This window comes from Halarchaeum rubridurum, from assembly GCF_014647115.1.
Lineage (GTDB): Archaea > Halobacteriota > Halobacteria > Halobacteriales > Halobacteriaceae > Halarchaeum > Halarchaeum rubridurum.
On the sequence record NZ_BMOO01000002.1, the window covers coordinates 243,892 to 270,136 of the forward strand.

20 protein-coding genes are annotated in these 26,245 nt (G+C 70.7%); 11 read left to right on the top strand and 9 right to left on the bottom strand.

The window, feature by feature from the left end:
- Positions 1 to 10: 10 nt before the first annotated feature.
- The 6 genes from IEX84_RS04655 to IEX84_RS04680 all read right to left on the bottom strand — a co-directional run bounded on the left by IEX84_RS04655 (position 11) and on the right by IEX84_RS04680 (position 6,848).
- Positions 11 to 664: a class I SAM-dependent methyltransferase gene (locus IEX84_RS04655; RefSeq protein WP_188870331.1), complete on the bottom strand. Its 654-nt coding sequence runs from the start codon at positions 662 to 664 to the stop codon at positions 11 to 13.
- Positions 665 to 790: 126 nt separating this feature from the next.
- Complete coding sequence (locus IEX84_RS04660; protein WP_188870333.1) at positions 791 to 3,700, bottom strand: GAF domain-containing protein; 2,910 nt, start codon at positions 3,698 to 3,700, stop codon at positions 791 to 793.
- Between the two features lie 89 nt (positions 3,701 to 3,789).
- Complete coding sequence (locus IEX84_RS04665; RefSeq protein WP_188870335.1) at positions 3,790 to 4,773, bottom strand: DUF5305 family protein; 984 nt, start codon at positions 4,771 to 4,773, stop codon at positions 3,790 to 3,792.
- Between the two features lie 30 nt (positions 4,774 to 4,803).
- Positions 4,804 to 5,298: a hypothetical protein gene (locus tag IEX84_RS04670; RefSeq protein ID WP_188870337.1), complete on the bottom strand. Its 495-nt coding sequence runs from the start codon at positions 5,296 to 5,298 to the stop codon at positions 4,804 to 4,806.
- Entirely contained in the window at positions 5,295 to 6,296 is a 1,002-nt protein-coding gene (locus IEX84_RS04675; protein ID WP_188870339.1) for a signal peptidase I, read from the bottom strand. Before IEX84_RS04675 ends, IEX84_RS04670 begins: the two co-directional genes overlap by 4 nt.
- 24 nt (positions 6,297 to 6,320) lie before the next feature.
- On the bottom strand, positions 6,321 to 6,848 hold the full coding sequence (locus IEX84_RS04680) for a hypothetical protein (protein ID WP_188870341.1): 528 nt from the start codon (positions 6,846 to 6,848) through the stop codon (positions 6,321 to 6,323).
- Between the two features lie 219 nt (positions 6,849 to 7,067).
- Between IEX84_RS04680 and IEX84_RS04685 the strand changes: the two genes are divergently transcribed.
- Positions 7,068 to 8,177, top strand: coding sequence for an AI-2E family transporter (locus IEX84_RS04685; protein ID WP_188870343.1), 1,110 nt, complete (start codon positions 7,068 to 7,070; stop codon positions 8,175 to 8,177).
- 126 nt (positions 8,178 to 8,303) lie between these two features.
- The gene (locus tag IEX84_RS04690; RefSeq protein ID WP_188870345.1) at positions 8,304 to 8,879 is read left to right on the top strand and encodes a hypothetical protein; all 576 of its coding nucleotides are present in this window, start codon (positions 8,304 to 8,306) and stop codon (positions 8,877 to 8,879) included.
- A gap of 30 nt (positions 8,880 to 8,909) precedes the next feature.
- On the opposite strand, the gene IEX84_RS04695 is transcribed toward IEX84_RS04690, so the two are convergent.
- Together IEX84_RS04695 and IEX84_RS04700 are read right to left on the bottom strand one after the other, a co-directional pair.
- Entirely contained in the window at positions 8,910 to 11,438 is a 2,529-nt protein-coding gene (locus tag IEX84_RS04695; protein ID WP_188870347.1) for an efflux RND transporter permease subunit, read from the bottom strand.
- A 3-nt stretch (positions 11,439 to 11,441) separates the two neighbouring features.
- Positions 11,442 to 13,082: a COG1361 S-layer family protein gene (locus IEX84_RS04700; protein WP_229732306.1), complete on the bottom strand. Its 1,641-nt coding sequence runs from the start codon at positions 13,080 to 13,082 to the stop codon at positions 11,442 to 11,444.
- 276 nt (positions 13,083 to 13,358) lie between these two features.
- Here IEX84_RS04700 and IEX84_RS04705 point away from each other — a divergent pair, with 276 nt between their 5' ends.
- The 9 genes from IEX84_RS04705 (at position 13,359) to IEX84_RS04745 (ending at position 24,686) form a co-directional block, all read left to right on the top strand.
- Positions 13,359 to 14,243: a ParA family protein gene (locus IEX84_RS04705; RefSeq protein WP_188870349.1), complete on the top strand. Its 885-nt coding sequence runs from the start codon at positions 13,359 to 13,361 to the stop codon at positions 14,241 to 14,243.
- On the top strand, positions 14,240 to 14,719 hold the full coding sequence (locus tag IEX84_RS04710) for a hypothetical protein (protein ID WP_188870351.1): 480 nt from the start codon (positions 14,240 to 14,242) through the stop codon (positions 14,717 to 14,719). Before IEX84_RS04705 ends, IEX84_RS04710 begins: the two co-directional genes overlap by 4 nt.
- Before the next feature lie 105 nt (positions 14,720 to 14,824).
- Entirely contained in the window at positions 14,825 to 15,442 is a 618-nt protein-coding gene (gene rdfA / locus IEX84_RS04715) for a rod-determining factor RdfA (protein WP_188870353.1), read from the top strand.
- A 43-nt stretch (positions 15,443 to 15,485) separates the two neighbouring features.
- Positions 15,486 to 17,450: an archaea-specific SMC-related protein gene (locus IEX84_RS04720; RefSeq protein ID WP_188870355.1), complete on the top strand. Its 1,965-nt coding sequence runs from the start codon at positions 15,486 to 15,488 to the stop codon at positions 17,448 to 17,450.
- A gap of 388 nt (positions 17,451 to 17,838) precedes the next feature.
- Positions 17,839 to 18,429 carry a helix-turn-helix domain-containing protein gene (locus IEX84_RS04725; RefSeq protein WP_188870357.1) on the top strand — a complete coding sequence of 197 codons (591 nt, stop codon included), beginning with the start codon at positions 17,839 to 17,841 and terminating at the stop codon, positions 18,427 to 18,429.
- Between the two features lie 137 nt (positions 18,430 to 18,566).
- Entirely contained in the window at positions 18,567 to 19,784 is a 1,218-nt protein-coding gene (locus IEX84_RS04730) for an FAD-dependent monooxygenase (RefSeq protein WP_188870359.1), read from the top strand.
- 87 nt (positions 19,785 to 19,871) lie between these two features.
- A complete protein-coding gene (locus IEX84_RS04735) occupies positions 19,872 to 22,994 on the top strand; it encodes an FAD-binding and (Fe-S)-binding domain-containing protein (protein WP_188870361.1) in 3,123 nt (1,040 codons plus the stop codon).
- A 134-nt stretch (positions 22,995 to 23,128) separates the two neighbouring features.
- Positions 23,129 to 24,463, top strand: coding sequence for a phenylacetate--CoA ligase family protein (locus tag IEX84_RS04740; protein ID WP_229732307.1), 1,335 nt, complete (start codon positions 23,129 to 23,131; stop codon positions 24,461 to 24,463).
- The gene (locus IEX84_RS04745; RefSeq protein ID WP_188870363.1) at positions 24,456 to 24,686 is read left to right on the top strand and encodes a hypothetical protein; all 231 of its coding nucleotides are present in this window, start codon (positions 24,456 to 24,458) and stop codon (positions 24,684 to 24,686) included. Before IEX84_RS04740 ends, IEX84_RS04745 begins: the two co-directional genes overlap by 8 nt.
- A 141-nt stretch (positions 24,687 to 24,827) precedes the next feature.
- Here IEX84_RS04745 and IEX84_RS04750 read toward each other — a convergent pair whose 3' ends face one another.
- Positions 24,828 to 26,204, bottom strand: coding sequence for an endo-1,4-beta-xylanase (locus IEX84_RS04750; RefSeq protein ID WP_188870365.1), 1,377 nt, complete (start codon positions 26,202 to 26,204; stop codon positions 24,828 to 24,830).
- Between the last annotated feature and the right edge of the window lie 41 nt (positions 26,205 to 26,245).

Sequence of the window (26,245 nt, forward strand, 5' to 3'; positions counted from 1 at the left end):
GCCGGGAGCCCTACGGCGCGCGGAAGACGCGGATGGTGTCGCGTTTCGTGGGTTCGGCCAGCAGGTGAGCGAGGCCGAGGTCGCCGAATATCGCCTTCCAGTCGCGGTGGTAGAGCGGGAAATCGTCGTTGACGTAGCTCACTTCGCGGCCCTCGCGGCCGCGCTGGGGGCCGTTCCCCTCGTTCTCGGCGGTGACGAGGAGGTCGGAGGTGACGCGCACGAGGTCCTCGAAGACCCACGCGTCGTCGGGGTGGACGTGCTGGAGCGTCTCGACGGAGTAGACGACGTCGAAGGCGTCGTCGTCGAACTCGGGGACGACGTCCTCGATGGCGCCGACGCGGAAGGTCCCGGTGTCGGCGAGCGCAGGGAACTCCGACTCCATCACGTCGAAGGCCTCGTCGTTGAGGTCGATACCGGTGAGGTTCTCGTAGCCGCCGCGGCGGAGGTGTTCGAGGTGTCGCCCGGAGCTACAGCCGACTTCGAGAATCGCGGCGTCCGTCGAGACGTAGTGGTCGAGGGCGTCGCGGATCGTCTCGCTCACCTCGTTCGGACCGAGATGGGCGTAGTAGGTCGGCGAGAACTCGCCCTCGCGCTCGGCCCAGTCCGCGCGGACGGCCTCGGGGTCCTCGGCGGTCTCGGGGTCCGTGGGGTCCTCGGGGTTCATACGCCGGGAAGGAACCGGGCGGTGAAAGGCCCCGCGGTCGGACGTGGCGGGCAGACGGGTGCGACGGGCGCGACGGGTGCAACGGGCGCAGCAGGCGCAGCAGGCGCAGCGGGCGCGGCGGCCGACTCATCGCGGCGTCCCGAGGGCGTCGTCGAGGAGGCGACCGAGCGCCTTGCGGAGGTGTTGGTGGAAGGTCGGCCCGGCGACGCCGAGTTCGTCCGCGACGACCTCGCCCGTCGTCTCGCGGGGCCACTCGAAGTAGCCGCGGGCGTACGCGGTCCGGAGCGCCTGCAGTTGCTTGGCCGTCAGGACCTCCGAGAGGTCGTGGCGGAGGGCATTCGCCGCGGTGTCGCCCGCGGGCGCGCGGCGGCTGAGGTCCGCGCTCGGGAGGCGCTCGCCAATCGCGTCCGCGAACGCCCGGACGTCGGTCGTGGGACTGACCGCGACCGTGACGGTTCCACCGGTCGGCGTCGCGCGGAGGCGGCGAATCGTCGCGTCGCGGTCCGCGAAGGCGCTGAGGACCGGGGAGTCGGAGACGACGATGGCGAGCATCGACCCGTCGTCGTCGGAGCGGACGACCTCGGCGTCGGCGACGGCGACGCGTCCCGTCGCGGCCTCGACGACCGGCGCGGGTTCGCCCGCGACCGACGCGTGGAGGAGCCACCCGCCGTCGTGCGGGGCGATGGACGTCACATCGAGCGCGCGCCCCGCCCGCTCTGCGAGCGCGAACAGCGGGTCGTCGGTCGCGGTCAGCGAGAAGCGCAGTTCGAGCGACCGCCCGGAGAGGAGGGTCTCCGTCCGGTCGACGGCGGCGAGCGCGTCCGCGATGTGCGCGGCGAGCTCGTCGAGGACCTCGCGTTCCTCGCCCCCGAACGCGCCGGGGACGCGCGCGTAGAGTTCGAGAAAACCGTAGCGCCGGTCGCGGTGGGAGAGCGGGAGGCGTATCGCGCTCCGGAAGCCGCGGCGCATCGCCTCGTCGCGCAGGTCGGCGAACGCGGGGTCGCGCAGCACGTCGTCGACGACGGTCGCGCGCTCGCGCGGGGCGGTGTCCGTCCTCGCCTCCTTCCCGGACCGCGCGAGCGGATGGTCCACACCGCGCTCGACGACGTGATCGAGGAACGACTCGCCGGCACCAGCCCACGCCTCGACGCGGGTCTCGTCGCCCTCGTGGCGGCCGATCCACGCGAGCGCGTAGCGGTCGTCCGCGGCGAGGTTCTCGCAGACGGCGTGCGTGACGCCGCCGCGCGATTCGGCGTCGACGAGCGCGCCCGTGATGTCGCGTATCACCCGATTCAGGCGGTTGAGACGCTGGAGTTCGGCGTTGCGATCGCGGAGTTCGTCCTCGGTCTCGCGGAGGCGGGCCTCGCGGGCGGCGCGTTCGAGCGCGCTCGTCGCGTACGTCACGATGAGGTCGACGAACTCGACGTCGCGGTCGTCGAGGGCGTCCGGGGTGGGCGCGGCGGCGACGAAGACGCCGTGTTCGCCGAGCGGGGCCGCGACGGCGCTGCGCGCGCCCGGCCACGGGGCCCGCGAGGGGTCGTCCGCGAGGTCGGCGGCGGCCGTCGTCTCCCCCTCCACGAAGGCCTCCCAGACGAGCCACCCGTCGGCCGTCGCGTCGACCACCGACGGGTCGACGTCGCCCGCGACCGCGGAGGGGACGAGTCGCCCCGCCGCGTCCTCCCAGCGGTAGACCGCGAACCCGGGCGCGTCGACGACGCTCCGCGCGGCGTCGACGATTGTCTCGGCGACGGCCTCGGGGTCGGTCGCGCGCGCCAGCTCCGCCGAGCGGGCGTGGAGCGTGGCGAGCACGCGCTCCCGGTCGCGGAGGGCCGCGGTCCGCTCCAGGCGGTCGAGGGCGGCGGTCGCGTTCGCGGCGAGGATGCCGGCGAGCGTCCACGCGCGCGCCGCGTCGTCGTCGGTCTCGTCGAAGCCGAAGACGAGGACGCCGTGCGCTCCGAGTGGGAAGGCGGCGACGCTGTCGACGGCCCCGCGGTCCCGGCCGTCGTCGATGGCCGCGGTGGCGGCGCGCTCCGGGTCGCCGGAGCGATACACGCGCGCCGCCGGGACGTCCTCCGCGACGTCGTAGGTGAAGGCCGCGTCGTCGATGCCGTCGGTGGCCGCCGCGGGCACGAGCGTCCCGCTCGCGGGGTCGTGTCGGTAGACGACGCCGTAGGCGTCCGGGGCGACGTACTCGGCGGCCTCGGTCACGGCGACCGCAACGCCGTCCGGGTCGTCCGCGTCGAGGAGGCGACTCGTGGTTCGTTGGAGCCCTTCGAGGCCGCGCTCGTAGCGCTCGCGCTCCGTGAGGTCGCGCCCGATGCCGGCGATGCCGACGACGTCGCCGTCGTCCCCGTAGAGCGGTGCGGCGCTGAGTTCGAAGGGGACGGAGTCGCCCTCGCGCGGGGCGAGCGGGAGGCGCACCGTGACGGACGCGCCGCCCCGGACCGTGTCGAGGGCGGCCGTCAGCGTCTCGTGTTCGGCCTCGGGGACGATGTCGTAGACCGTGAGGTGCGAGAGGTCGTCGTCGCCGTAGCCGGTGACGTCGCGCAGCGCGTCGCTCCAGTAGAGCGGCGTCCCGGAGGCGTCGACGACGTAGACGACGTCGTCGAGCGCGCCGAGGACGGACTCGACGAACGCGAGGTGTTCGTCGAGCGCGCGCCGGCGGTAGTACGCGCTCGCGGCGTCGGTGGCGGTCTCGGCGACGCGCTCGGCGAGCGCCGCGATGGACTCCTCGGCGTACTTCGAGAGGTAGCTGGTGACGTCGGCGTCGATGGCGTCGCTCGCCACGCGCTCGCTCCCGACGCCCGTGAGGAGGACGAAGGGGAGGTGTTCGTCGCGCTCGCGAACGGCGTCGAGGAGGTCGAGCCCGCTCGACGCCGGCATCTCGTAGTCGCTCACGACGCAGTCGACCGTGCCGGCCTCGACGGCGTCGAGGACGCGCGTCGGGTCAGTCGTCGCCGTGACGTCGAGGGGCGTGTCCGTCCGTTCGAGCGCCGTTTCGAGGAGGTCGAGGTAGGCCTCGTCGTCGTCGACCACCGCGAGTCGGGTCGGTGACGCGTCCGTCATCCAAACCGTACTGTTTCGGCCGCCGACTTCTATCGGTCGGTCCCGTTTCGAGCGGTGAGTTACGCGTCGTCGCCGTCGGCGCGCGCGTCGTAGCGGTAGTGCGCCGCGGGCGTGACCACCACGTACCGGCCGCGTTCGGGGTCGTGGATGACGCGCGACCCCGCGTCGATTCCGACGTCGACGAGGTCTTCGAGCGTCGCCGTCTCGACCACGAGCGCGTCCCCCGGTTCCGGGACGCGGCCGGTCGATATCCACTCGTCGTGGCGGTGTCGGTGGACCGCCTCGGCGAGTCGCGGGACCGACGGCCGCCACGCGCGGTACCAGCCGACGACGAGGAGCGCCGCGAGCGCGAGGAGTCCGCCGGCGCCGGCGAGCGCCCACGGCGGGACGAGGCGGGTCGAGGGCACCGCGACGGTGCGCGCGACCTCGTCGTCGTGACGTCGGGTGTCCGCGGCCGACTCGACGTCGTACCACGCGTCGCCGAACGCGAGCGGCGCGCTCGTCGAGAGCGACCCCTCGTAGCCCGCGACGCGGTACGTGGCCGTGGTCCTGACGGCGACGTCCACGCTCCCGGCGTCGCCCGCGGCCGCCCGGTAGTCGGCGAGGCGCTCGCGGACGCGCTCGGTGTCGATGCGCACGGGCGTCGTGACGCTCTCAGTATCCGTCGTCGCGTTCGACCCGAGCGGGACGGCGCGCGTCCAGAACGTCTCGTCGTCACGAGTCGCCGTGTAGACGAGCGTGACGTTCTGCGCGACGCGGGCGAACGACGCGTTCGTGCTCCCCGTCCGCGCCGTGTAGACGAGGTCGGGGGCGGCGCGCGGGTAGACCGCGGGGTCGTCGAGGACCGTCCCAGGGTCGTGGAGCGCGCCGTCGCCGGCGACGGTCGCACGCCCGGACGTGTCGAGCGCGACGTGCTGGACGTTCGCGCGGTCCGTGACGGTCGTCGTCGGCGGATGGGCGGTCGTCCACGCGGCCGCGCCGAACGCGGCGAGCGCGAGCAGGGCGAGGACGAGCGCGACGGCCGGGCCGCGCTTTGCGAGCACGTATCTGAGTCGGGGTGGGAGCACGGTGTGTCAGGTGGTAATCGCGGTCGATCTGTCGGGTGCCGAGACGGTGACGCCGCGCTCGCCGCTCGCGGTGACGTCGAAGCCGAGCGTGTCCAGCGTCGTGCCGGACGCGACGCGGACGTCCACGGTGTCGCTCGCACCCGGGTCGAGGGCGAGCGTCGCCTCGTCGCCCACGCTCGTGTCGTCCACGACGAGGTCGGCGTCGTCGCGCGCGCTCTCGTGGAGCGAGACGGTCGCGCTCGCGGGCGCATCCAGGGTGTTCGTCACGGTGACGAGGCGACTCGTGTCGTTCGCTCGCACGGAGTCGTTCACGTCGAGACCGACGACGCCGCCCTCGTCCGCGGCGACCGGGAGCGCGGAGCCGCGCTCGACGGCCGAGGTGGCGAACGCGCCGGTGCCCGCGCCGCCGACGGCGACGGCGACGATGACGGCGATTGCGAGCGCCGCGACGAGGAGCGCGCGACCGGAGGGCCCGCGCGAGCGGGTGCGTCGCCGGCTCACTCGAACCCCTCCGTGAGGAGTCGCCACCAGCGCGAACGCGACCCGCGGAGGCGTTCGCGACCGTCGACGAGGGCCGCGAGCGCGACGGCGGGCGAGAACGCGAGCGCCGCGGAGACGGCGGCCGCGAGCAGGGGTTCGGCGGCGTCGAGGCGCGCGAGCACCGAGTGCGGGAGCACGGCGGGGTAGCGCCGGACCGCGACCTCGACCGGTATCGCCCCGGGTTCGGCGGGGGCGCGGACCCGCCCGGCGACCGTCAGCGTGGTGGCGTTCCGCGAGACGGCGACGTCGTGCAGTCCCGCGGTGTGGACGACGCGGTCGGTCCACGGCCGCGACGGGACGGCGACGGTGTAGTTCAGCGCGTGCGTCGACCCCGTGGCGACGGTGGGAAGCGTACCGGTGCCGGTCGGGTCGTGGACGGCGACGATGGTCTCCGCGTGCGTCACGCCGCCGAGCGCGACGATGCCGGCCGTCCCCACCACGGCGGCGATGAGGAGCGGGAGGAGGACCGAGCGGGCGCTCGCGGGTCGGGTGGGACGCCCGGCCGAGCGGCCGCGACCGAGGAGCGCGGCGAGCCCGACGAGGCCGACGAGGAGCGCGACGTTGTCGTGGACGAAGCGGACGGCGCGCCCGAGGTGCGGGACGACGACCGGCTCGTCGTTCCACGTCAGCACGCGCCCGACGACGGCGTCGCGCGGGACCGGCGGGTAGCCGGCGGCCTGGTCGGCGACGGGGTTGTTGTCGCCCTTCGTGCGGAAGCCGTCCGCGGTCTCGGCGACGACGCGGTGGGTCGTGTAGGCCCCGCGCGTCTCGCTCCAGAACGTCACGATATCTCCCGTCTCGACGTCGCCCGCGGGGACGAGGACGTAGCCGTCGCCGACGCCGATGGTCGGGTGCATGCTGTCCGAGTAGACGTAGGACACCTGCACGGGCGAACCGGCCGGCGCGGCGACGAGCGCGGCGACGACGAGGAGCGCGGCGAGGGCGGCGGTACGGAGCACGAAGAACGGTGAGAGCGTGAGCGTTTAGGCCGTGACGTTCAGCGTCCCGGTGAGGTCGGCGCCGCTCGTCTGCCCGCCGGAGTCGACGGTGACGACGACGTCGAGCGCCTCGTTCGCGCCGAGCTCGCCCTCGTAGCCGGTGTCCTCGTTCACGGTAGTGACGGTTTGACTACTGCTGTTGATGAGCTCGAACTTGACGTTCTCCGTGGTCGGGTCGGGGTCGTTCGCCATGTCGTACGTGATGTTGAACGTGTGGGCGTTCGGGAAGTTGTTCGTGATGGTGAACGCCGGCGACGACGTGTTGCCGATGGTGAGCGTCGAGTTCGGGTTGACGCCGTTGGCAGTGCCGGCCGTGACGTCGATGGCGAGCTGGTCGTTGCTCGTCGTGACGAGCCCGGAGTCGCCGGCGCTCAGGCCGACGAGACCGCCGCTGTCCGTGGCGACGTTGAGGCTGGCGTCACGCTCGACGGTCGCGGTGGTGAACGCGCTCGCCCCGAAGGCGGAGGCGACGACGACGATTCCGAGTGCGATGGCGGCGAGTTTGAGTCGCATACGCCCGAACGGAGTGCCCGCCGCCGAGAAAGACCGTCGTCTATTCACTTACCGGGCCCCCGCGCGGAACCTACTATGCGAGGTTCGCGGTGGTGCGGACGGGCGGGCGGCGGCGACGGCGGCGGTCGGACGCGCCGACGAGCGCGGCTGTTCGACGCCGTCGCGGCGGTGACCACGATAGGCCCCACGCTTTACTACGCGCGCACGAGACGGAAGAACATGAACGAGAAGCGACTCGTGGTCGCCTGTTTCGGCGTCCTCGTCGCCGCCGCCCTGGCCTTCCTCGCGTACCGGTTCATCGCGCCGCTGACCGTTTCGGTCTTCCTCTACTACTCGACGCGGCGCTACCACAAGTCGCTGAGACGCCTCCACCTCCCCTCGCGCGCCCGCGCGGCGATAGTCCTCGCGTCGTTGGCCGTCCCGCTCGTCCTCCTGATCGGCTACGCGGTCGTCCTCCTCGTCGTCGACGCGCGCTCGTTCATCACGCAGTACGCCCTCCTCGACGTCGCCGCGGCCCGCCTCCCGTGGTTCGAGGGAATCGACACCCTCCCGCCGCTCACCATCGACGGCCTCTACACCGCCTATCAGTCCGGCCAGCTCAGCCCCTTCATCACGTTCGCGACCGACCACGCGGCCTTCCTCACGAGCCTCCTCTCCGAGCTGTTCCTCGACCTGTTCGTCATCATCATCGTCACCTACTACCTGCTCGTCGACGGCGGCCGCCTCCGCGAGTGGCTGCTGCGCTTCGACGACGACGCCATCGTCCGGGACTACCTGGAGGCGACGGACGTCGAACTCGAGGCCGTCCTCTTCGGGAACCTCCTGAACGTCATCGCGGTGGCGCTCATCGCCATCGCGTCGTTCAGCGCGTACAACTTCGTCGCGCCCGAGGCGGTTCAGGTGCCGTATCCGGCGCTCGCGGGCGCGCTCACCGGTCTCGCGAGCCTCGTCCCCGTCGTCGGCATGAAGCTCGTCTACCTCCCGCTCGCGGCGATTACCGCGATTCCGGTCGCGCTCACGGGCCGGACGGGACTGCTCGTCTACGTCGTCGGCTTCCTCGTCGTCGCCGTCGTCGTCGTGGACACGATTCCCGACATCGTGCTTCGCCCGCTTCTCAGCGGCGAGAACACCCACGTCGGGCTCCTGATGCTCGCGTACACGCTCGGCCCGGTCGTCCTCGGCTTCTACGGGCTCTTCCTCGCGCCGATACTGCTCGTCGTCGGCCTGACGTTCGCCGACACCGCCCTCCCGCGACTCCTCGGTGCCGACCCGGTCGAGGGCGACGACGACACGCTCCCCGCCGCGCAGCGCCGCCTCGACGACTTCTGAGGCGGGCGGCGGCGCGGATACCGGACCCCGGAGCCACCGTTCGGTTTTCCAGTCAGTATGACGGAGCAGTAATACTGTATTCGACGACCCGCGGAGTTAACACCGTGGCGCGCGAGTGACCCGGTGATGACTGTGGACCCGTCCGTTCGCGCCGGGCGCGTGACCGACCGCGCGCTCCGGCTCGGCCTCCTCGCGGTCGCCGTCGCCGGTCTCCGCCGGCGCGACCCGGGGGCGGTCGTCAACGCCCTCGTCGGACTCGCGGCGACGTTCCTCCCGGACGTGCTCGAACGGGGGGCGGCGGTCCGCTTTCGCCCCCGACACCGGGTCTGGGTGTCGGCGTCCGCCCTCCTCCACGCGGTCGGGATGCTCGGCCCGTACGACGAGACGTGGTGGTGGGACCACCTCACGCACCTCTGCTCGGCCTCGCTCGTCGGGACGGCGGCGCACCTGTTCGCGCGACGGCGCGGCCACGACACGACCCGAACCGTGCTCGCGGCCACGCTCGGCCTCGGCGTGCTCTGGGAGGGAATCGAGTACGCCGTCCACCGGACCGCCCGGCGCTTCGACCTGGAACCGCTCCTCGTCACGTACGGGCCGCGGGACACCGCTCTCGACCTCGTCTTCGACGCGCTCGGCGCGCTCTGTGTCGTCGCGTTCGGCGACCGGCTCCTCGGCGACGTGCGCGAGACGGACGGGGACTGAGGCGACGCGGACGGCCACGGGCGCGCGCCGTCACCCCGTCGCGGGCGAGTCCGTCGAGGTATCCGCCGCGGCGTCCTCCCTCCCGGGTCGGGCGTCGCGGCCGTCGACGTACCGCGCCCAGACGACGATGACCGGCGGGAGCACGACCAGCGACGCGAGGTAGGAGTAGAGTATCGAGAGTCCGGTGAGGAGGCCGAACTGGCCGAGGACGGGCGTGATGGCGATGGCGAGGACGCCGATGCCGGTGACAGTCGTGAGCATGCTCCCGGTGAGCGCGCCGCCGGTCCCGCGCACGGTCCGCGTGAGGGCGTCGAAGACGTCCGCGGACTCGTCGTACTCCTCCGCGAAGCGATGGACGAGGTGGGCGGAGTAGTCGATTCCGAGGCCGATTCCGATGGAGAGGATGGTTCCCGTCAGGACGTTGAACGGGATGTCGAGGTAGCGCATCGTCGCCGCGATGCCGACGACGGTCACCGCGATGGGGACGAGGTTGACGACCCCGAGCGACGGCCGCCCTTCGAGGAGCCCGTAGATGAGGACGAGGAACGCGGCCGTCCCGAGGAGCGCGAAGAGGAGGCTGACGAACGCCGATTCGGCGATGACGTCCGAGACGGCCTTCAGCACGACGACGCTGCCGGTCGCGGTCGCCTCGAAGCGGAAGCGGTCGGCGACGGTCTGCGTGTCGCTCGTGACGGCGGCCTGCGAGGCGTCGGCCTCGACCGCGTACTGGACGCGCGCCGCCGTGTAGTCGTCGGTGATGTAGTCGAGCGCGCGCTCGCGGGCGGGCGAGTCGAGGAGTGCGTCGTAGACCGTCGTCAGGTCGTCGTCGGGGATGCCGTTCGCGTTCCGGTCGTTGCGCGCGACGAGGCGCGCGAACTCGGCGTCCCGTCGCGCGTAGGCGCGGATGACGGTGACGATGCTCGTCTCGCGCGCGTGGCCGTCGTCGACGACGAAGCTGTCCGGGGGGCTCGCGCCGGCCTTCCACATCGACTCCAACGCGCCGTCGTTCGTCAGCGACCCCTCGACGTAGACCGTCGTGACGTCCTCCTCCCCCGTCTGGAAGCGCTCTTCGAGGTAGTTCGTCGTCTCCGTCACCGTGTAGTCGCGGGGCTGGAGGGCCTCCGGGAAGTACTCCAGGTAGTCGGGGTTGTCCTCGGGCGGGAGGAAGGAGTCCTGGGTGAAGCGGCTGTCGACGCCGGAGCCGTACGCGCCGAGCCACGCGGTGCTGACGAGCAGGAGGGCGAGGAAGAGCTTCGGGGCGACCCGGGCGATTCGGACGCCGAGGGGGAGGAGCGCGCCGAGAACCGACTCCTCGGAGCCGAGCGGTTGCGAGCCGAAACGCGGGACGCCGACGCGCTCGCGGAGGTCGTCGGCGGCCACCTTCGCCGCCGGGAGGAAGACGCCGAAGATGCAGAAGGTGAAGACGATGCCGACGGCGGCGACGAGCCCGAAGTCGCGGATCGGGCCGAGTTGGCTGCTCGCGTTCGCGGCGAAGCCGATGACGGTCGTCCCGGTGACGATGACGAACGCGAGGAGCAGCTGGTCGGTCGCCGTCCGCATCGAGTCGCGCACGCCGAACCCCTGCACGCGTTCCTCGCGGTAGCGGTTGATGGCGTGGATGCCGAAGTCGATTCCGACGGCGAGGAGGAGCGGCGGGACGGCTATCAGCATCTGCGAGAACGCGATGCCGGCGTGACCCATGAAGCCGAACGTCCAGAGTATCGCCATGGCGAGCGAGACGATGCCGAGCCCGAGGTCGATGGGGTCGCGGTACGCGATGACGAGGAAGAAGAGGATGAGCACGACGGCGGCGGGGACGACGAGCGCGAGCGAGTCGCCGATCACCGCGGCGAACTCCTCGGAGAGGATGCCGCTCCCGAACACCGTGATGTCGCCGCCGACGGAGTCGACGACGAAGACGGCGTGCTGTTGGATTGCTGTGAGAGGACTGGAGCCGCTCGTCCCTGCGCCGTCGCCGGTCTCGGCGGAGAGGGAGTGGGTGACGAGCCCGATGGTCGCCGACGCGGACGCGGAGCGGGCGTTGAAGTCCGTGCTGAGACTCGCCGCGAACGCCGGGCTCTCCGCGGCCGCGGTGGCGACGGCGGCGTCTATCTCGCCGGGCGTCGCGCGCTCGACGGCGTCGATCTGCGCGTCGAGCGTCGTCGCGGAGGGGTCGAGCGTCCGCGCGACGGTGCGCGCGACGCTCGTCGTGCCTGCGACCTGCAGATCGGGATTCGACCGCAGGCGCTCTTGGGCGCGGAGCATCCGCAGGAGTGCGGGCTTCGAGAGGACGTTCGCCCCCGACTGAATCAGCTGCGTCGTCCCCGTGTCGGGTTCGAACGTCACGCGCTCGAAGTTGTCGTTGACGTCGGAGAGGGCCTCCTGTGCGGGGACGTCCTCGGTGAACTGGCTGGTGCCCGAGGAGGTGCCGGAGCCGCCGAGGCCGAGGGCGAAGACGCCCGAGACGAGCAGGAAGGCGACGATGACGGTCCGCGGCCGGTCGACGATCCAGTGATCGACGGCGTCGATGTAGCGTTGAGCGTCTATCTGGACGTCCATCGGTCACTCCCGCCGGCGCCGCCAGAGGACGAACCCGACGACGGCGACGACGAGCACGGCGCCGCCGACGAGGGTGAGCGGGGGTCCGCCGCCCGAGGACTGCGCGACGGTGACGGGGACGGTGTACGTCCGTGAGACCTCGGTGTCGCCGTCGGGGAGTTCGTACTGGAAGTCGACGGAGACGGGGTAGCGCTTTTCGAGCGCGCTCCCGCCGGCGCTCAGGGCGATGGTGAACTCGTCGGTCTCGCCGGGCGCGAGCGACGGGACGATGCCCTCGTCGTCGTCGCTCCCGAGCGGGTCCTGCACGAACGCCTTCGCCTCGACGTTCCGCAGCGGTTCGTCGCCGTTGTTCGTCACGCGGACGGTGAGCGCGCGCGACCCGCCGGCGCGGACCGTGTCGTTGGCGACCGCCACGACGAACCGGTCCCGCTGGGGGGCGACCTCCGCGTTCGTCGTCAGCCCGTCGCTGCGTTCGACGTCGCCGCGCTGGTTCCGATACTCGACGGTGAGGGTGAACTGCTGGACGCTCGCGCTCGCGGCGTCGCTGACGGCGACGGTGTACGAGACCGGTGCGCGCTCGCCCGGCGCGAGGTCCCCGAGTGCGTATTCGGCGGAGTCGACGTGGACGTTCGGGTCGTTCGACGAGAACCGGACGACGGGGTCGCGGACGGGGTCGGGGCCGGTGTTGACGACGGTGGCGCGCAGGGTGCCGTCCTCGCCGACGCGCAGCGACGTCGAGACGTCGTCGAGGGCGAAGGCCTGTTCGGCGCGCGGGTCGACGCCGACGTTCAGCGTCTGTGAGGTGCGCGCGATTCCGTTGTGGTCGGTGTAGTCGACCGCGAGGTCGACGGTGTACTCGCGGAGCGCGGCGTCGTCCGCGAGCCCGACGACGTATTCGACGGTCCGCCGCTCGCCGGGCTCCCACGCGCCGAGCTGGGCGGTCGAGCTCGCCGAGCCGGAGCCGAAGGTGAGTTCGTCGCTCCGGGAGGTGGCCGTCGCGCTCGCCTCGCTCGCGGCGCGGGTGCCGACGTTCTCGACCGTCACGGAGAGCGACCCGGTCGAGCCGACCTGCGCGCTCGTCGAGCGGTTCACGACCGCGAAGCGCGCCTGGTCCCGAACGCGGACCGTGACGTACTGCGTCTCCTCGCGCTCGAAGTCGCGGTACTCGGCACCGTACGCGTCGTAGCTCACGCTGCGCGTGTACGCGTAGGAGAGCGTTATCGGGACGCGATACGTGCCGGGGTCAGCGTCGTCCGAGACGGTGATGCCGATGGGGTCGACGGGTGACGTCCCGGTCGGGACGTTCCCGACGCCGACGGTGCCGGTGTTCACCTCGATGGGTGCCGAGCCGGCCCGGGCGTCGACGGTGAGCCCGCGGGCCGTCGTCACGCGCTGTTCGTACTGTGAGGGGCCGCCCTGCTCGACGTCGCCGCGGTTCGAGACGCCGAGGCGGAGGGTGGCTTCGGTGCCGGGTTCGAACTCCTTCGTGTTCGTGAAGACGTCGAGTTCGGGGTTCCCGATGACCTGCCCGGAGTTCCCCGCCTGCTGCGCGCCGACGGGCGCGACGCCGGCGACGCTCGACCCGAGGAGGAGGCAGGCGAGGAACGCGCCGAGGAGGGCCGTTCGGAGGGGTCGCCCGAACATTCAGGCCACCGCGGGCGGACGGTCGGCGTCGTCCAGAATCGTCGCTACCGAGGGCTGGGCGTTCATGAGATACGTACACAGGTGACGAGAAGTCGTATGTACTTTGTGGTGAGAGGGCGACGGGCGTCGCGCGGCATCGCGGGGGCGAGCAGCGGGAGTGGGGTCGGTAGATGTATATCGTCACATGAAGTGTATCGACTCGTTCTGGTAATACTGGGCAGTACGACCGGAGAAGTTGGCGAAAAATACTTGCCCCGCGGTGGTGAGGGAAGGAGCATGGCGACGATTGCATACACGATATGGAGCGAGGCGGGTGGGGTGGGAAAGACCACCTTCACCGTCACGCTCGCGGCCGCGCACGCCCGGCACGGCCAGCGCGTGCTCGTCGTGGACCTCGACCCGCAGGACGGCGGGGCGACCCACCACTTCGGCGCGACGGAGGAGCGCGCGAACCCGGAGGCGGACAACCTCGTTCGCCACATGATCGGGCGACCAAAGGGCGACTTCGACGACCTCGTGACGTCAGTCGCGGACGGCATCGACCTCGTGCCGAGCCACAACATGCTGGAGTCCCTGGAGCGAAACCTCCTGCGCGCACAGCGCATGGAGGAGGACATGGGCGAGGAGTTCGTCCCCGAGCGCCAACTCCGTCGCGTCCTGGAGGAGAACGACGTGCCCGCGGCGTACGACGTCGTCCTCATCGACCCGCCGGCGACGGGCGGCCAGCACGTCTACAACGCGGTGTACGCGGCGTCGAACCTCCTGATTCCGCTGGAGCTCTCCGCGAAGGGCCGGGAGTCCGTGGAGGGGATGCGCGATACCGTCGAGGGCATCGAGGCGGCGCTCGACGACGTGGAAGTCGGAGTGCTCGCCGTCGTCCCGAACCGCGTCTCGAACACGAAGAAGCAGGCGGAGTACGAGGCCGACCTCGAAGCCCAGGAGTTCCCGGTCGCGCCCGTGGAGATACGGGAGCGCCGTGCGATGCTGGAGGGCGCGTGGGACGAGCAGGTGACGCCGTACGCGTTCGCCACGGGCCGTGAGCGGGTCCGCGAACGCGAACTGGAGACGCTCGCACAGTTCGACGAGCTCGCGCGGTACGTCTCCGCGCAGTTCGACGTGGACATCGACGCGGACGACATCCCCGAGGAGGAGCGACTATGAAACCCGGAGCCAGCGACCCGTTCGCCGACGACGAGGAGGACGAGAGAGTACCCGTGGACGAAGACGAAGCGGCCGACGAACCGACGGACGAGCCGTCCGCGGGGGCCGCGGAGGCGTCCGGCGCGGACGGCGTAGACGATGCGGACGGCACGGGGGACGCGGGGACGACCGACGCCGCCGCGAGCGACGAATCGGCCGCCGGCGAGAGCGGAGACGCGGCCGGCGGGGCGGACGAGCCGGTCGAGTTCCCGTACATCTACCGCCGGGACAAGGTGAAAGACGAGCGTCCGGACGTTCATCAGTTGTTCGTGCGCGACGAGACGGATACGCTGGCGCGCGACGCGGAGCGCGACCTCGAAAAGCTCCTCGGCGAGGACGTCTATCGGCTCGACGCGCGCGAGGCTATCTACCTCGCGGGGATGCGCCACCTCGACGAGGCCGCGGACGTCCTCCGGGAGTGGGGGTACGACCGATAAACCGGCAATTGGCGCCGGTAGACGCCCTCCGAACACTTACACGTATAGGTTTGTAAATCGTCGGCCGATACTACTATGTGGGGGCTCGGCTTACGCGGGGTATAGATGAGTTCGGACGAAGGGGCCTGTGACTGTAAGGTCGGGCGCGTCGCGGACGCGTACGGGCTCGACGACGTCGACGGCGAGCTCGCGTCGCTGTGGCGCGGCGAGGGCGGGGAGTCGTACAGCCTCCGGGACCTCAAGGAGTACTTCAACCGGCGCGTGCTGGAGGCGGCGCTGCGCGCGGCGAACGTCGAGGTGCTCGACGGCGAGTTGGAGAACACGTATCGGCTCCTGACGGACGACGACGTGAGCGCGGGGATGCGGACGCAGGCAATCGGCCGCCTCGAACGCGACGGCGTGGACGTCGAGGGGGTACAGCGGGACTTCGTCTCACACCAGTCGATACACACGCACCTCCGTGAGTGTCTCGACGTCGAGAAGAACCCGGAGCCGGCGGACCGCGTCGCCTCGACGCGGAACACGGTCGGGTCGCTGGAGACGCGCACGGAGAAGATCGCCGCGAACAACCTCGAACGGCTCGCGGGCGAGGAGGTGGCGCTCGACGGCTTCGACGTCATCGTGACGACGCACGTGACCTGCGACGAGTGCGGGCGACGCCACGAGTTCGGTGACCTCCTCGAAGCCGGCGGATGCGACTGTCGGCTCGACTCGGCCGAGTGAGTCTGCAGTACCTATAAGTCGGCGGGTGGCGTAGCGCGGCTATATGCAGACGAGCCGAGAGGCGGGCACGGGTGTCGACGTGCGCGTGTCCAACATCGGCGGTATCGAAGAGACCGCGGTCCACCTCACACCCGGCGTGAACGTCCTCGTCGGGCGGAACGCGACGAACCGGACCTCGTTCCTCCAGTCGCTGATGGCGGTCGCGGGTAGCGAGCGCGCCACCCTCAAGGGCGACAGCGAGGAGGGACGCGTCGAGGCCGAACTCGACGGGGAGACGTTCACGCGCGTGCTGACGCGACGCGGCGACGGCGTCGACTTCTCGGGCGACCCCATCCTCGAGGACGCGGAGGTCGCGGACCTGTTCGCGTTCCTGCTGGAGGACAACGAGGCGCGACGCGCGGTGGCGACGCAGGGCGACCTGCGCGAGCTCGTGATGCGGCCGGTCGACACCGAGGCGATCAACGACCGGATCGACGAGTTGCTCGCGGAGCGCAAACGGATCGACGACGAGATCGAGGAGGCGGAGGCCGCGGGCCGGCGTATCCCCGACCTGGAGGAGCGCCGCGTCGAGTTGCTCGACGAGATCGAGGCGAAGCGCGAGGCCCTGGAGGAGAAGCAGGCGGAGATCGACGACGCGGACGCGGACGTCGACGAGTCCCGCGAGGAGCGCGACGAGCTGGAGGACGCGCTCGACGACCTCAACGACCGGCGGGCTGAGCTGGACCGGATCGCCTCCCGACTGGAGAACGAGCGCTCCAGCCTCTCGTCGGTGCGCTCGGAGCGCGAGGACGTCGCGGGGACGCTCGAAGAGCTGGAGGGCGTCGCGGGGGACCGCGCGGAGTACCTCGACGAACAGGTGTCGTCGCTCCGGGACCGGAAGCGCGAGCTCGACTCGACGATCACGCAGCTCCAGAGCCTCATCCAGTTCAACGAGGAGATGCTGGAGGGCGAACACACCGAGGTGCTCCAGCTGCTCGCGGACGACGAGGGCGGGGAGGACTCGAACGCGGTGACGGACGCCCTCCTCGCCGGCGCGGAGAGTGCCGCGGGGCGCTGTTGGACCTGCGGCTCCGAGGTGTCGATGGAGGAGATCGAGGAGACGCTGGACACGCTGCGCGAGCTCGCCCGCGAGAAGCGCCAAGAGCGCTCGTCGGTGACGAGCGAGCTCGAGGAGGTCCAGTCGGAGCGCAACGAGATCGAGTCGCGCGTCGAGCGCCGCGAGGACCTCGAAACCCGCCTCGACGAACTCGGTGAGGAGATCGAGACGCGTGAGGGGAACGTCGAGCGACTCACCGAGGAGCGCGAGGAGGCCGCGGAGGCCGTCGAGGAACTGGAGGAGACGGTCGAGGAACTCGAAGCGGGCCGACACAGCGCCGTGCTCGACCTCCACCGGGAGGCGAACGAACTCCAGTTCGAACTGAACGACCTCCAGGACGACCTGGAGGACGTCGAGTCCGAGATCGCGTCGCTCGAAGCGGAGGTCGACCGGAAGTCGGAGCTGACGGAGAAACGCGAGTCGCTCACGGACGAACTCGCGGAGCTGCGGACGCGGATCGAGCGTCTGGAGGCGGAGGCCGTCGAGTCGTTCAACGACCACATGGAGACGGTGCTCGACGTGCTCGACTACGGGAACGTCTCGCGGGTCTGGATCGAGCGCGCCACCGAGCAGGTGCGGGAGGGCCGCCGGAAGGTCGAGCGGACGGCGTTCAGACTCCACGTGATCCGGACGGGTGCGGACGGGACGGCGTACGAGGACACGGTCGAGCACCTCTCGGAGTCCGAGCGCGAGGTCATCGGCCTCGTCTTCGGGCTGGCGGGCTACCTCGTCCACGAGGTGTACGAGGAGTGTCCGTTCATGCTCCTCGACTCGCTGGAGGCCATCGACTCGAATCGGATTGCGGCGCTCGTCGACCACTTCCACGAGTACGCGCCGTACATCGCCGTCGCGCTCCTCCCGGAGGACGCGCAGGCGCTCGACGACGACTACCGGCGCGTGACCGACATCTGAGGCGAGGACAGGGTCGGGCCCCGAGTCGCCCGTTTTGACGGGGTAGTGACTTGGTGAATTGTTCTTAAACAGAAATTTTGTCCAATAATACTGCTCAGTAATACTGCCTGTAAATTCTGCTCAGGTCATTTGATTGGACAGTATGAGTGAAGGGTATGGTCAGAGTGGTTGATTGCGTTTAGTGAGTGGCCGTCGTGGTCGGTATGTGCGCCCGGTCCGGGCGGGCGGTCCCGATGGTGTCGCCGGCCGGGCAGGGGCAGCCGGCAGTGGGCCACCGCGGGTCCGCGGCGTCGAACAGGGGTGGACGAGGCGGTGGTCGCATCGCACGCGCCACGAGCCAGCGGGGTTCATCACGAACGTTTTCGTGAGGCGGGGTCGAAGGAGGCGTATGAGTAGTTCGAACGGCGACCTCGACATCTCGCCGCGCGACGTGGTCATCATGAAGGTGCGTGTCGAGTATCCGACGGTCTCGACGCGCGAGCTCAGCGACATCCTGGAGAGCGAGTACGGAATCGAGCTCTCGCACAACCGCATCAACGAGATACTCCGGGAGCTCTCCGATTCGGGCGCGTTCCGCGAGACTATCTTCCCGAATCAGGAGATGTTCCGTCACTACCTCTTCCGAATCGCCTTCCACTACCCGAACTTCGAGGAGGGGTGGGAGTCGTGTTACTGGGACCTCCGGGAGGACCCCCACGTCCTCATGTTCTTCAACGCGGACAGCCGGTACCACTGGCATCTCGTCACGCAGTTCCGCAGCGACGAGCAGATGGGCCGCTGGGTGCACGAGTTCTTCAAGGAGCACGGCGACTTCCTCGACGACTTCCACAACACGGTGTTACGAAACGTGCATAAGTTCCAGACGGACGCGGCCATCTTCGACGACATCCTCGTGGAGACGGCGGAGGGACGCGCGTACCTCGAAGAGCACTACGGCGAAATCGACACGGCCACCGACCCCGGCGTCCCCGACCAGTAGGGGCGGGCGCGACGCCGCGACGTCGAGTCGTCCGTCGTAAACTCAAAGGGGTATTTTCTCGTCTGTCGGTCATTCTAGAGTAGGTAGTACGTGATTGCGTAAACACCAAGTGGGTCGAAGATTATCTATCGGGATAGATGAGCGAAGACCCAGTCATCGTCGCGGGCGCGGGGCCGACCGGGATGGTCACGGCGCTCGGCCTGCAGGCGCGCGGTACCCCCGTCGAGTTGTACGAGGCCGACCCCGAGGACCGCGACCGCCCGGGAAGTCGTGCCATCTTCGTCCACGGCGCGACGCTGCGGACGCTGGACACCCTCCACCCGGGTCTCGGCTCCGACCTCGCCGAGCGGGGGATGGTGTGGCCGACCCGGCGAACGCTGTTCCGCGGGGAGGAGGTGTTCTCGCGGACGTACGACGACCCGCTCGACGCCGGCGAGGGGCTCCCGCCGTTCAGCAGCCTCCCGCAGGTGTGGACGGAGGACATCCTGCTCGACACGCTCGACGACGTCGGCATCGACATCCACTGGAACACGCCGGTCGAGACCGTCGAGACGCGCCCGGACGGCGTGACGGTCGGCACGGGCGACGGCGAGACGCGCGAAGCGTCGTACGTCGTCGGCGCGGACGGTGCGGGTTCGACCGTCCGCACGGAGATCGGCGCGGACTTCGCGGGCGACCAATCGGAGAACTACTTCATCATCGCGGACATCGAGGAGGTCCCGGACGACCCGCGCCCGACCGAGCGCGTCTTCCACTACGACACGCCCGAGCTCGGCGGTCGCAACCTCCTCATCGTCCCGTTCCAGGGCGGGTGGCGCGTCGACATCCAGTGTAAGCCCGACGACGACCCCGACCACATCACGAGCGACGCGGTCATCTCCGAGTACACGGCGCGCGCGCTCGGCGAGCGCTACCGCGACCGCGTCGAGTGGGTGTCCGCCTACCAGTTCAAGCAGGTGAACGCGGACACGTACACGGACGAGCACGAGCGCGTGCTGCTCGCGGGCGAGGCCGCCCACCTCTTCGCGCCGTTCGGCGCGCGCGGGATGAACTCGGGGATCGCGGACGCGGACGCGGTCGCGTCGGCCATCGCGGGCGCGCTCGCCGCCGACGTCGACGCGGTCGCGCGCGCGGAGGTCAGGAAGTGCGCGGAGCGCCGCCAGCGCGCCGGCGAGTGGAACAAGGACGCGGCCGCCCAGGCACTCGAATACCTGCAGGGGGAGAGCCCCGTGACGAAGGCGAAAAAGCGCCTCGCGGCGGCGGCGGCGGACTACTACGAACCCGCGGGCGAGTGGCTCGACGACGCCCCATACGGCCCGCACGGGAGCCCGCCGGTCTCCATCGGCCAGTACTGAACAGCGAGGCGGGCGGCCCGCCGCGCCGGCTCCCGTCTCCCGACGGTGCACTTTGATAACGCTAGCGACCACTCTCACGATAACGACATGACGACGCGACAGACGGACGCGACGCCGCCGGACCCGGCGACGGCATCGGACGCGAACTACGACTACGCGGGCGAGGACGTCGAGCGGCCCGACCTGTTGGACGCGCTCGACCGACTCGCCGACGGCGAGGTACGCTTCGACTCGTACTCGCGCGAGCTGTACGCGACGGACGCGAGCGCGTACGAGGTGACGCCCATCGGCGTCGTCTTCCCGCGGAACACGGCGGACGTCGCGGCGGTGGTGGAGTACTGCGCGACGGAGGACGTCCCGGTGCTCCCGCGGGGCGGCGGGACGAGCCTCGCGGGCCAGACCGTGAACGAGGCGGTCGTCCTCGACTTCACGCGGCACATGGACGGCGCGGCGGACGCCGACCCCGAGGCCCGGACGGTGCGCGTCCAGCCCGGCATCACGCTCGCGCGACTGAACGAGGGGCTCTCCGTCTACGACCTGAAGTTCGCGCCCGACCCCGCGGCGGGCGACCGGAGCGTCATCGGCGGCGCAATCGGGAACAACTCGACGGGGTCGCACTCGCTGAAGTACGGCAAGACGGACGCGTACGTCGAGGAGGTCGAGGCCGTCCTCGCGGACGGGAGCGTGACGCGTTTCGCCGAGGTGTCCGTCGGCGAGCTCCGCGAGAGCGCGGACGCCGAGGGCGACATCGAGTCGCGAATCCACGCGACGGTGCTCGACGTCCTCGAAGACGAGCGCGACGAGATCGACGCGCGCTACCCCGAGCTGAAGCGCAACGTCTCGGGTTACAACTTCGACATGCTCGTCGCGGAGGCGTACGGGGAGCGGGACGGCGCGACGGCGGAGGGCGTGGACGCGGAGACGGACGCTGAAGCGGACGCGGAGACGGACGCCGACGGCGCGACGCTCCCCGACGACGCGACCGTCAACCTCGCGCGCCTGCTCGCGGGGAGCGAGGGGACGCTCGCGGTCATCACGGAGGCGACCGTCTCGCTCGAACCCGTCCCGGAGACGAAAGCGGTCGCGCTCCTCACGTACGACGAGCTGACGGCGGCGGTCGAGGACGTCACCGAGGTGCTCGAACACGACCCGGCGGCCGTGGAGTTCATCGACGACACGCTGATCGACCTCGCGGGCGACACCTCGGAGTTCCGCGACGTCGTCGAGATGCTCCCGGAGGGGACGCGCGCGGCGCTCCTCGTGGAGTTCTACGCGGAGAGCGACGACGACGGCCGCGGGAAGGTGGACGCGCTCGTCGCCGACCGCGTCGGGACGTCGGCGATGGACGCCATCGAGGCCCACGGCGAGGAGGAGCGCGGGCGCGTCTGGAAACTCCGGAAGGCCGGCAACCCGATCCTGCTCTCGCGGACGACGGACGAGAAGCACCTCTCCTTCATCGAGGATTGCGCGGTGCCGGCGGAGGTGCTCCCGGAGTACGTGCAGGGCTTTCGGGACATCCTCGCGGACCACGACACCTTCGGGGCGTTCTACGGCCACGCGGGCCCGGGCGTTCTGCACATCCGGCCGCTCGTCACGACGAAGACGGAGGAGGGGCTCGCGGCCTACGAGAGCATCGCGGACGAGGTGACGGACCTCGTCGTCGAACTCGGCGGGTCGGTCTCCGGCGAGCACGGCGACGGCCGCGCGCGCACCCAGTGGAACGAGAAGCTCTACGGGCGCGAGCTCTGGGAGACGTTCCGCGAGCTGAAGACGGCGTACGACCCGAACTGGCTCCTCAATCCCGGGCAGGTCTGCGGTTACGACCCGGACGAGACCCTGCCCGAGGGCGTGCCGGAGCGCGCGCGGCGCGTCTCGATGACCGAGGACCTCCGCTACGACCCCGACTACGAGTTCGAGGCCGGCTTCGAGCCCGAGCTCGCGTGGGAGAACGACAACGGCTTCGAGGGGATGGTCGAGCTCTGTCACGGCTGTGGCGGCTGTCGCACCGACCAGGACACGGGCGGGGGCGTGATGTGCCCGACGTACCGCGCGAGCGACGAGGAGATACAGGCGACGCGCGGGCGCGCGAACCTCCTGCGTCAGGCGATGAGCGGCGACCTCCCCGACGAGCAGTTCGACGTCGAGTTCATGCACGAGGTGATGGACCTCTGTATCGGCTGTAAGGGCTGTTCGAACGACTGCCCGAGCGAGGTCGACATGGCGAAGATGAAGGCCGAGGTCACCCACGAGTACCACCAGCGAGAGGGCGCGAGCCTCCGCGATAGGGTCTTCGCGAACGTCGATGCGCTCTCGAAGCTCGGCTCGGCGTTCGCGCCGCTCTCGAACCTCGCGGCGAAGCTCCCGGGGTCGCGCGCGCTCCTCGAACGGACGCTCGGAATCACCGCGGAGCGCACGCTGCCGTCCTTCCGCGCGCAGACGCTCCACGACTGGTTCGAGGCGCGCGGGGGCTCGCGCGTCCCCGAGGACGAGGCCGAGCGTCGCGTCGTCTTCTTCGTCGACACCTACACGAACTACAGCCACCCCGAGGTGGGGAAGGCGACCGTCGAGGTGCTGGAGGCGGCGGGCGTCCACGTCGACCTCGCGGAGCGGACGGACAGCGGCCGGCCCGCCCACTCGAAGGGCTTCCTCGACAAGTCGCGCGCGACGGCGTCGGAGAACGTCGCGGAACTCCACCCGCGGGTCGAGGACGGCTGGGACGTCGTGCTCGTCGAGCCCTCGGACGCCGTGATGGTCCAACACGACTACCTGGACCTGCTCTCGGGCGAGCGCGTCGAGGCCGTCGCGGAGAACACCTACGACGTGATGGAGTACCTCGACACCCACCGGCTCGTCGCGGAGCTCGACACGCGCGACCCCGCGGAGACGCTGACCTACCACGGCCACTGCCACCAGAAGGCCGTGAAGAAGGACCACCACGCGGTCGGCGCGCTCCGGCGCGCGGGCTACGAGGTGGACCCGCTCGACTCGGGCTGTTGCGGGATGGCGGGCTCGTTCGGCTACGAGGCCGAGCACACCTCGATGAGCGACGCCATCGGCGAGGTCCTCTTCGAGCAGGTCGAGGAGAGCGACGGCGACCGCGTCGTCGCGCCCGGCGCGTCCTGTCGCACGCAGCTCGGTGACCGCGAGGCGGACGCCGAGCGGCCGCCGACGCCGGTCGAGATGCTGGCGACCGCAGTCCGCACCGCGTAACTTCTAGGGCGGCTTTTCCCGTCGGCCGTAATTCGTTCGCGCAGTATTGGCGAACAGTCACAAACATTATTGTTCGTGGTGGTCTCTGTGCGGACAGCGATGGGACGAGACACGGTCACGGCGGGGTGGGTTCGATGAGTCGGATGTGGAACCCGATGTTGGAGACGATGGACCGCGCGGAACTGCGCTCGTTGCAGGTGGACCGGTTCCGCGAGCAGGTCCGTCACGCCTACGAGCACTCGCCGTTCTACCGGCGGAAGCTCGATGCGGCGGGCATCGACCCGGACGACATCCGGACGTACGAGGACGTCCGGGAGGTACCGACGACGAAGAAGGGCGAGTTGCGCGAGGCGCAGGGCGGCGAGCCCTTCCCGTACGGCGACCTGTTGGCGGCGTCGCCCGAGGAGGTGACGGAGTACCACCAGACGTCGGGGACGACGGGCGAGCCCGTCCGGCAGGCCGACTCATGGGGCGACTGGGAGTGGTGGGGCGACTGCTGGGCGACGGTGCTCTGGGCGCAGGGCATCCGCCCCGACGACCGGGTGTTCTTCCCCTTCTCGTACAACGTCTTCGTCGCCTTCTGGGCGGCGCACTACGCCTGCGAGCGCATCGGTGCCGAGGTCGTGCCGGGCGGGAACCTCTCCTCGGCGCAGCGCGTGCGCAAGATGCGTGAGGTGGACGTGACGGCGTTCGCCAGCACGCCGACGTACGCGCTGCGGCTCGCGGAGGTCGCCCGCGAGGAGGGCTTCGAGCCGACGGATTTCGCGGTGGACACGGTCGTCTGCGCGGGCGAGCCCGGCGCGAGCGTCCCGGGGACGAAGGCGCGCATCGAGGAGGCGTGGGGTGCGGACGTCTACGACCACGCGGGCGCGACGGAGGCGGGCGCGTGGGGGTTCTCCTGCGACGGCGAGAGCGTCGGGCTCCACCTCAACGAGGGCCAGTTCCTCATCGAGGTGCTCGACGAGGACGGCGAGCCCGTGGAGCCGGGCGAGACGGGCGAAATCGTCATCACGCCGCTGAACCGCACCGCCCAGCCGTACATCCGCTTCGAGCTGCGCGACGAGATCGGCCTGCGCGAGAGCGCGGCCGTCTGCGACTGCGGGCGGACGTTCCGGTTCGCCGAGGGCGGCGTCCTCGGCCGCCTCGACGACCTCACGAAGGTCAACGGCGTCCTGCTCGCGCCGACCGCCATCGAGGACGTCGTGCGCTCCTACGACGGCGTCTCCGACGAGTACGAGGTCATCATCGACGGTCACGAGGAGAAACCGGACCTCGACGTCGTGACCGTCGTCGCCGAGGAGAACCCGGAGACGGGCGTCCCCGCCTCGGAGGCGGGCGACGAGCTCCGGAAGCGACTCAAACAGACGACGAGCATCACCTGTCGGGTCGACGTCGTGGCGTACGAGTCGCTCGACCGACCCGAGCTGAAGGCCGACCGACTCGACGACCGACGCGAGAACCATGTCTAAAGAGCGCGACGACTACGACCTGGACGAGTTGCGGGCGCTCGTCGCCGACCTCGACGAGGCGGCGGCGGCGCTCAGAGCGTACGGCGAGACGAACGACGTGCCCGCGATAGAGCGGGGCGCGACGCGCGTGGAGGGGACGCTCAGCTCCGTGAAGCAGAACGTCCCCGGCGCGCTCGCACGCGACGGCGCGTTCGGGGGTGACGCGGAGGACGAGGAATCGTAACGGCGGAAAAGAGCGGGAAAAGAGAGAAACGGAAGACCCGGAGCGGCACGGAACGGGGGAGGCGCCGGAGCGGTGCGGGGCGAGCGAGCGAGGGGCGCGCCGACGCGCGGCGCGGAGCGGGGGAAGAGCCGACGAGCCGGCTCAGAGTTCGACGCGGAGGCGCGTCTCGCCGTCGGGGTCGGTGACGGGGCGGACGTCGCGGACGGCGTCGCCGTCGGCGGCGACGCGGAGGTCGTAGCGGCCGAGGTCGGCGGTCGTCGAGAACTCCCCGTTCGCGTCTGTCGTCCCGCGGGCGTCCGTGAACCACTGGTCGAAGACGAGGTCGGTGTAGGCGTGGTAGCCGGGTTTCTTCGACCAGTCGGCGCGAAAGAGCGGCGCGTCGCCCTTCCAGTGCTGGTCGTCCCAGTAGCCCCAGAGCCGAAAGCCCACGCTCGCGGGGTGGCTGTAGACGGTCTTGAGGGTGTGATAGAGGTAGTCGCCGGCCGCCCGCTCGTCCGCGATTCCCGGGGTGTCGAACTCGGAGACGACGAGGTCGATGTCGCCGAGGCCGGCGAAGCGTTCGAGGCGCGCGTACTGCTCCGCGGGGCCGACGCCGCCGTCGGGCGTCGTGACGTGGGACTGGAAGGCGACCTCGTCGGGCGGAGCCTCGCCGCCGAGGAGGTACGTGACGAGGTCGGCGTACCGGTCGCGGTGGTCGGGGCGGTCGAGCGTGAGGATGTCGTAGTCGTTGACGGCGAACGTCGCGTCGGGGGCGGCCTCGCGCGCGATGGCGAACCAGCGGCGCAGCGGCGGCGAACGCGTCGGCGGGGCATCGGATAGCAGGTCCGTGAAGTCGTGGAAGCCGAGTTGTTCGTTCAACAGCACCCAGTCCTCGACGCCGTGGTCGCCCGCGTTGTGGCCGATCAGCGAGCGGACGTGGTCGTCGACGAGCGTGCGGAGGCGCTCGGTGTCGCCGGCCTCGTAGGCGTCCCAGACCTCGTCCGGGAGGACGTTCTTCTCGTGGTTCTGCCAGACGACGGGCGCGCCGGCGACGGTGACGTCGTTCGAGCGCAGGAAGGTGACGACGCCGTGCGTCCGCTCGTGGCCGTCCGGCTCCGTCCACTGTCGCCACTTGTAGGCGTTCTCGAAGACCGCCTCGTTGAACAGGCGGGGGAGCCAGCGCCGATAGGGGTCGCCGGGGTCGCTCGACCAGTGGCGCGCGACGTTGTACGCCGTCGAGAAGTCGTAGGCGTGACGTCGGAGGCGGAGGCGGACGTCCGCGTCGGGGACCGGGTCGCCGTCCCGGACGACCGAGACGGTCACGTCGCCGCGGCGGTGGCGCTCGATGCGTCGGTCGGCTGCCCGCTCCCACGCGGGCGGGTCGTCGTCGCGCTCCCAGTCGCTCCCCGGCACCGGCTCGAAGTCCGGGAAGGCGTCCGTGGTGGTGCGTCGGGACGAAGGCGTACGAGTCGGACCGTCGCCGCCCGCGCAGCCGCCGAGCAGCGCCGTCGCGGCGACGAGGAAGTGCCGGCGGTCCATACGGGCACGTGGCGACTCGGCGCGTATAAATTCACCTGCCG

Bases quoted from the DNA above. Each gene is read 5' to 3' on its own strand.
- IEX84_RS04710 (WP_188870351.1), top strand. From the start codon at position 14,240: ATGAAACCCGGAGCCAGCGACCCGTTCGCCGACGACGAGGAGGACGAG.
- IEX84_RS04735 (WP_188870361.1), top strand. From the start codon at position 19,872: ATGACGACGCGACAGACGGACGCGACGCCGCCGGACCCGGCGACGGCA.
- IEX84_RS04745 (WP_188870363.1), top strand. From the start codon at position 24,456: ATGTCTAAAGAGCGCGACGACTACGACCTGGACGAGTTGCGGGCGCTC.
- IEX84_RS04725 (WP_188870357.1), top strand. From the start codon at position 17,839: ATGAGTAGTTCGAACGGCGACCTCGACATCTCGCCGCGCGACGTGGTC.
- IEX84_RS04740 (WP_229732307.1), top strand. From the start codon at position 23,129: ATGAGTCGGATGTGGAACCCGATGTTGGAGACGATGGACCGCGCGGAA.
- IEX84_RS04700 (WP_229732306.1), bottom strand. From the start codon at position 13,082: ATGTTCGGGCGACCCCTCCGAACGGCCCTCCTCGGCGCGTTCCTCGCC.
- IEX84_RS04730 (WP_188870359.1), top strand. From the start codon at position 18,567: ATGAGCGAAGACCCAGTCATCGTCGCGGGCGCGGGGCCGACCGGGATG.
- IEX84_RS04685 (WP_188870343.1), top strand. From the start codon at position 7,068: ATGAACGAGAAGCGACTCGTGGTCGCCTGTTTCGGCGTCCTCGTCGCC.
- IEX84_RS04690 (WP_188870345.1), top strand. From the start codon at position 8,304: ATGACTGTGGACCCGTCCGTTCGCGCCGGGCGCGTGACCGACCGCGCG.
- IEX84_RS04750 (WP_188870365.1), bottom strand. From the start codon at position 26,204: ATGGACCGCCGGCACTTCCTCGTCGCCGCGACGGCGCTGCTCGGCGGC.
- IEX84_RS04720 (WP_188870355.1), top strand. From the start codon at position 15,486: ATGCAGACGAGCCGAGAGGCGGGCACGGGTGTCGACGTGCGCGTGTCC.
- IEX84_RS04680 (WP_188870341.1), bottom strand. From the start codon at position 6,848: ATGCGACTCAAACTCGCCGCCATCGCACTCGGAATCGTCGTCGTCGCC.
- IEX84_RS04655 (WP_188870331.1), bottom strand. From the start codon at position 664: ATGAACCCCGAGGACCCCACGGACCCCGAGACCGCCGAGGACCCCGAG.
- IEX84_RS04695 (WP_188870347.1), bottom strand. From the start codon at position 11,438: ATGGACGTCCAGATAGACGCTCAACGCTACATCGACGCCGTCGATCAC.
- IEX84_RS04705 (WP_188870349.1), top strand. From the start codon at position 13,359: ATGGCGACGATTGCATACACGATATGGAGCGAGGCGGGTGGGGTGGGA.
- rdfA (WP_188870353.1), top strand. From the start codon at position 14,825: ATGAGTTCGGACGAAGGGGCCTGTGACTGTAAGGTCGGGCGCGTCGCG.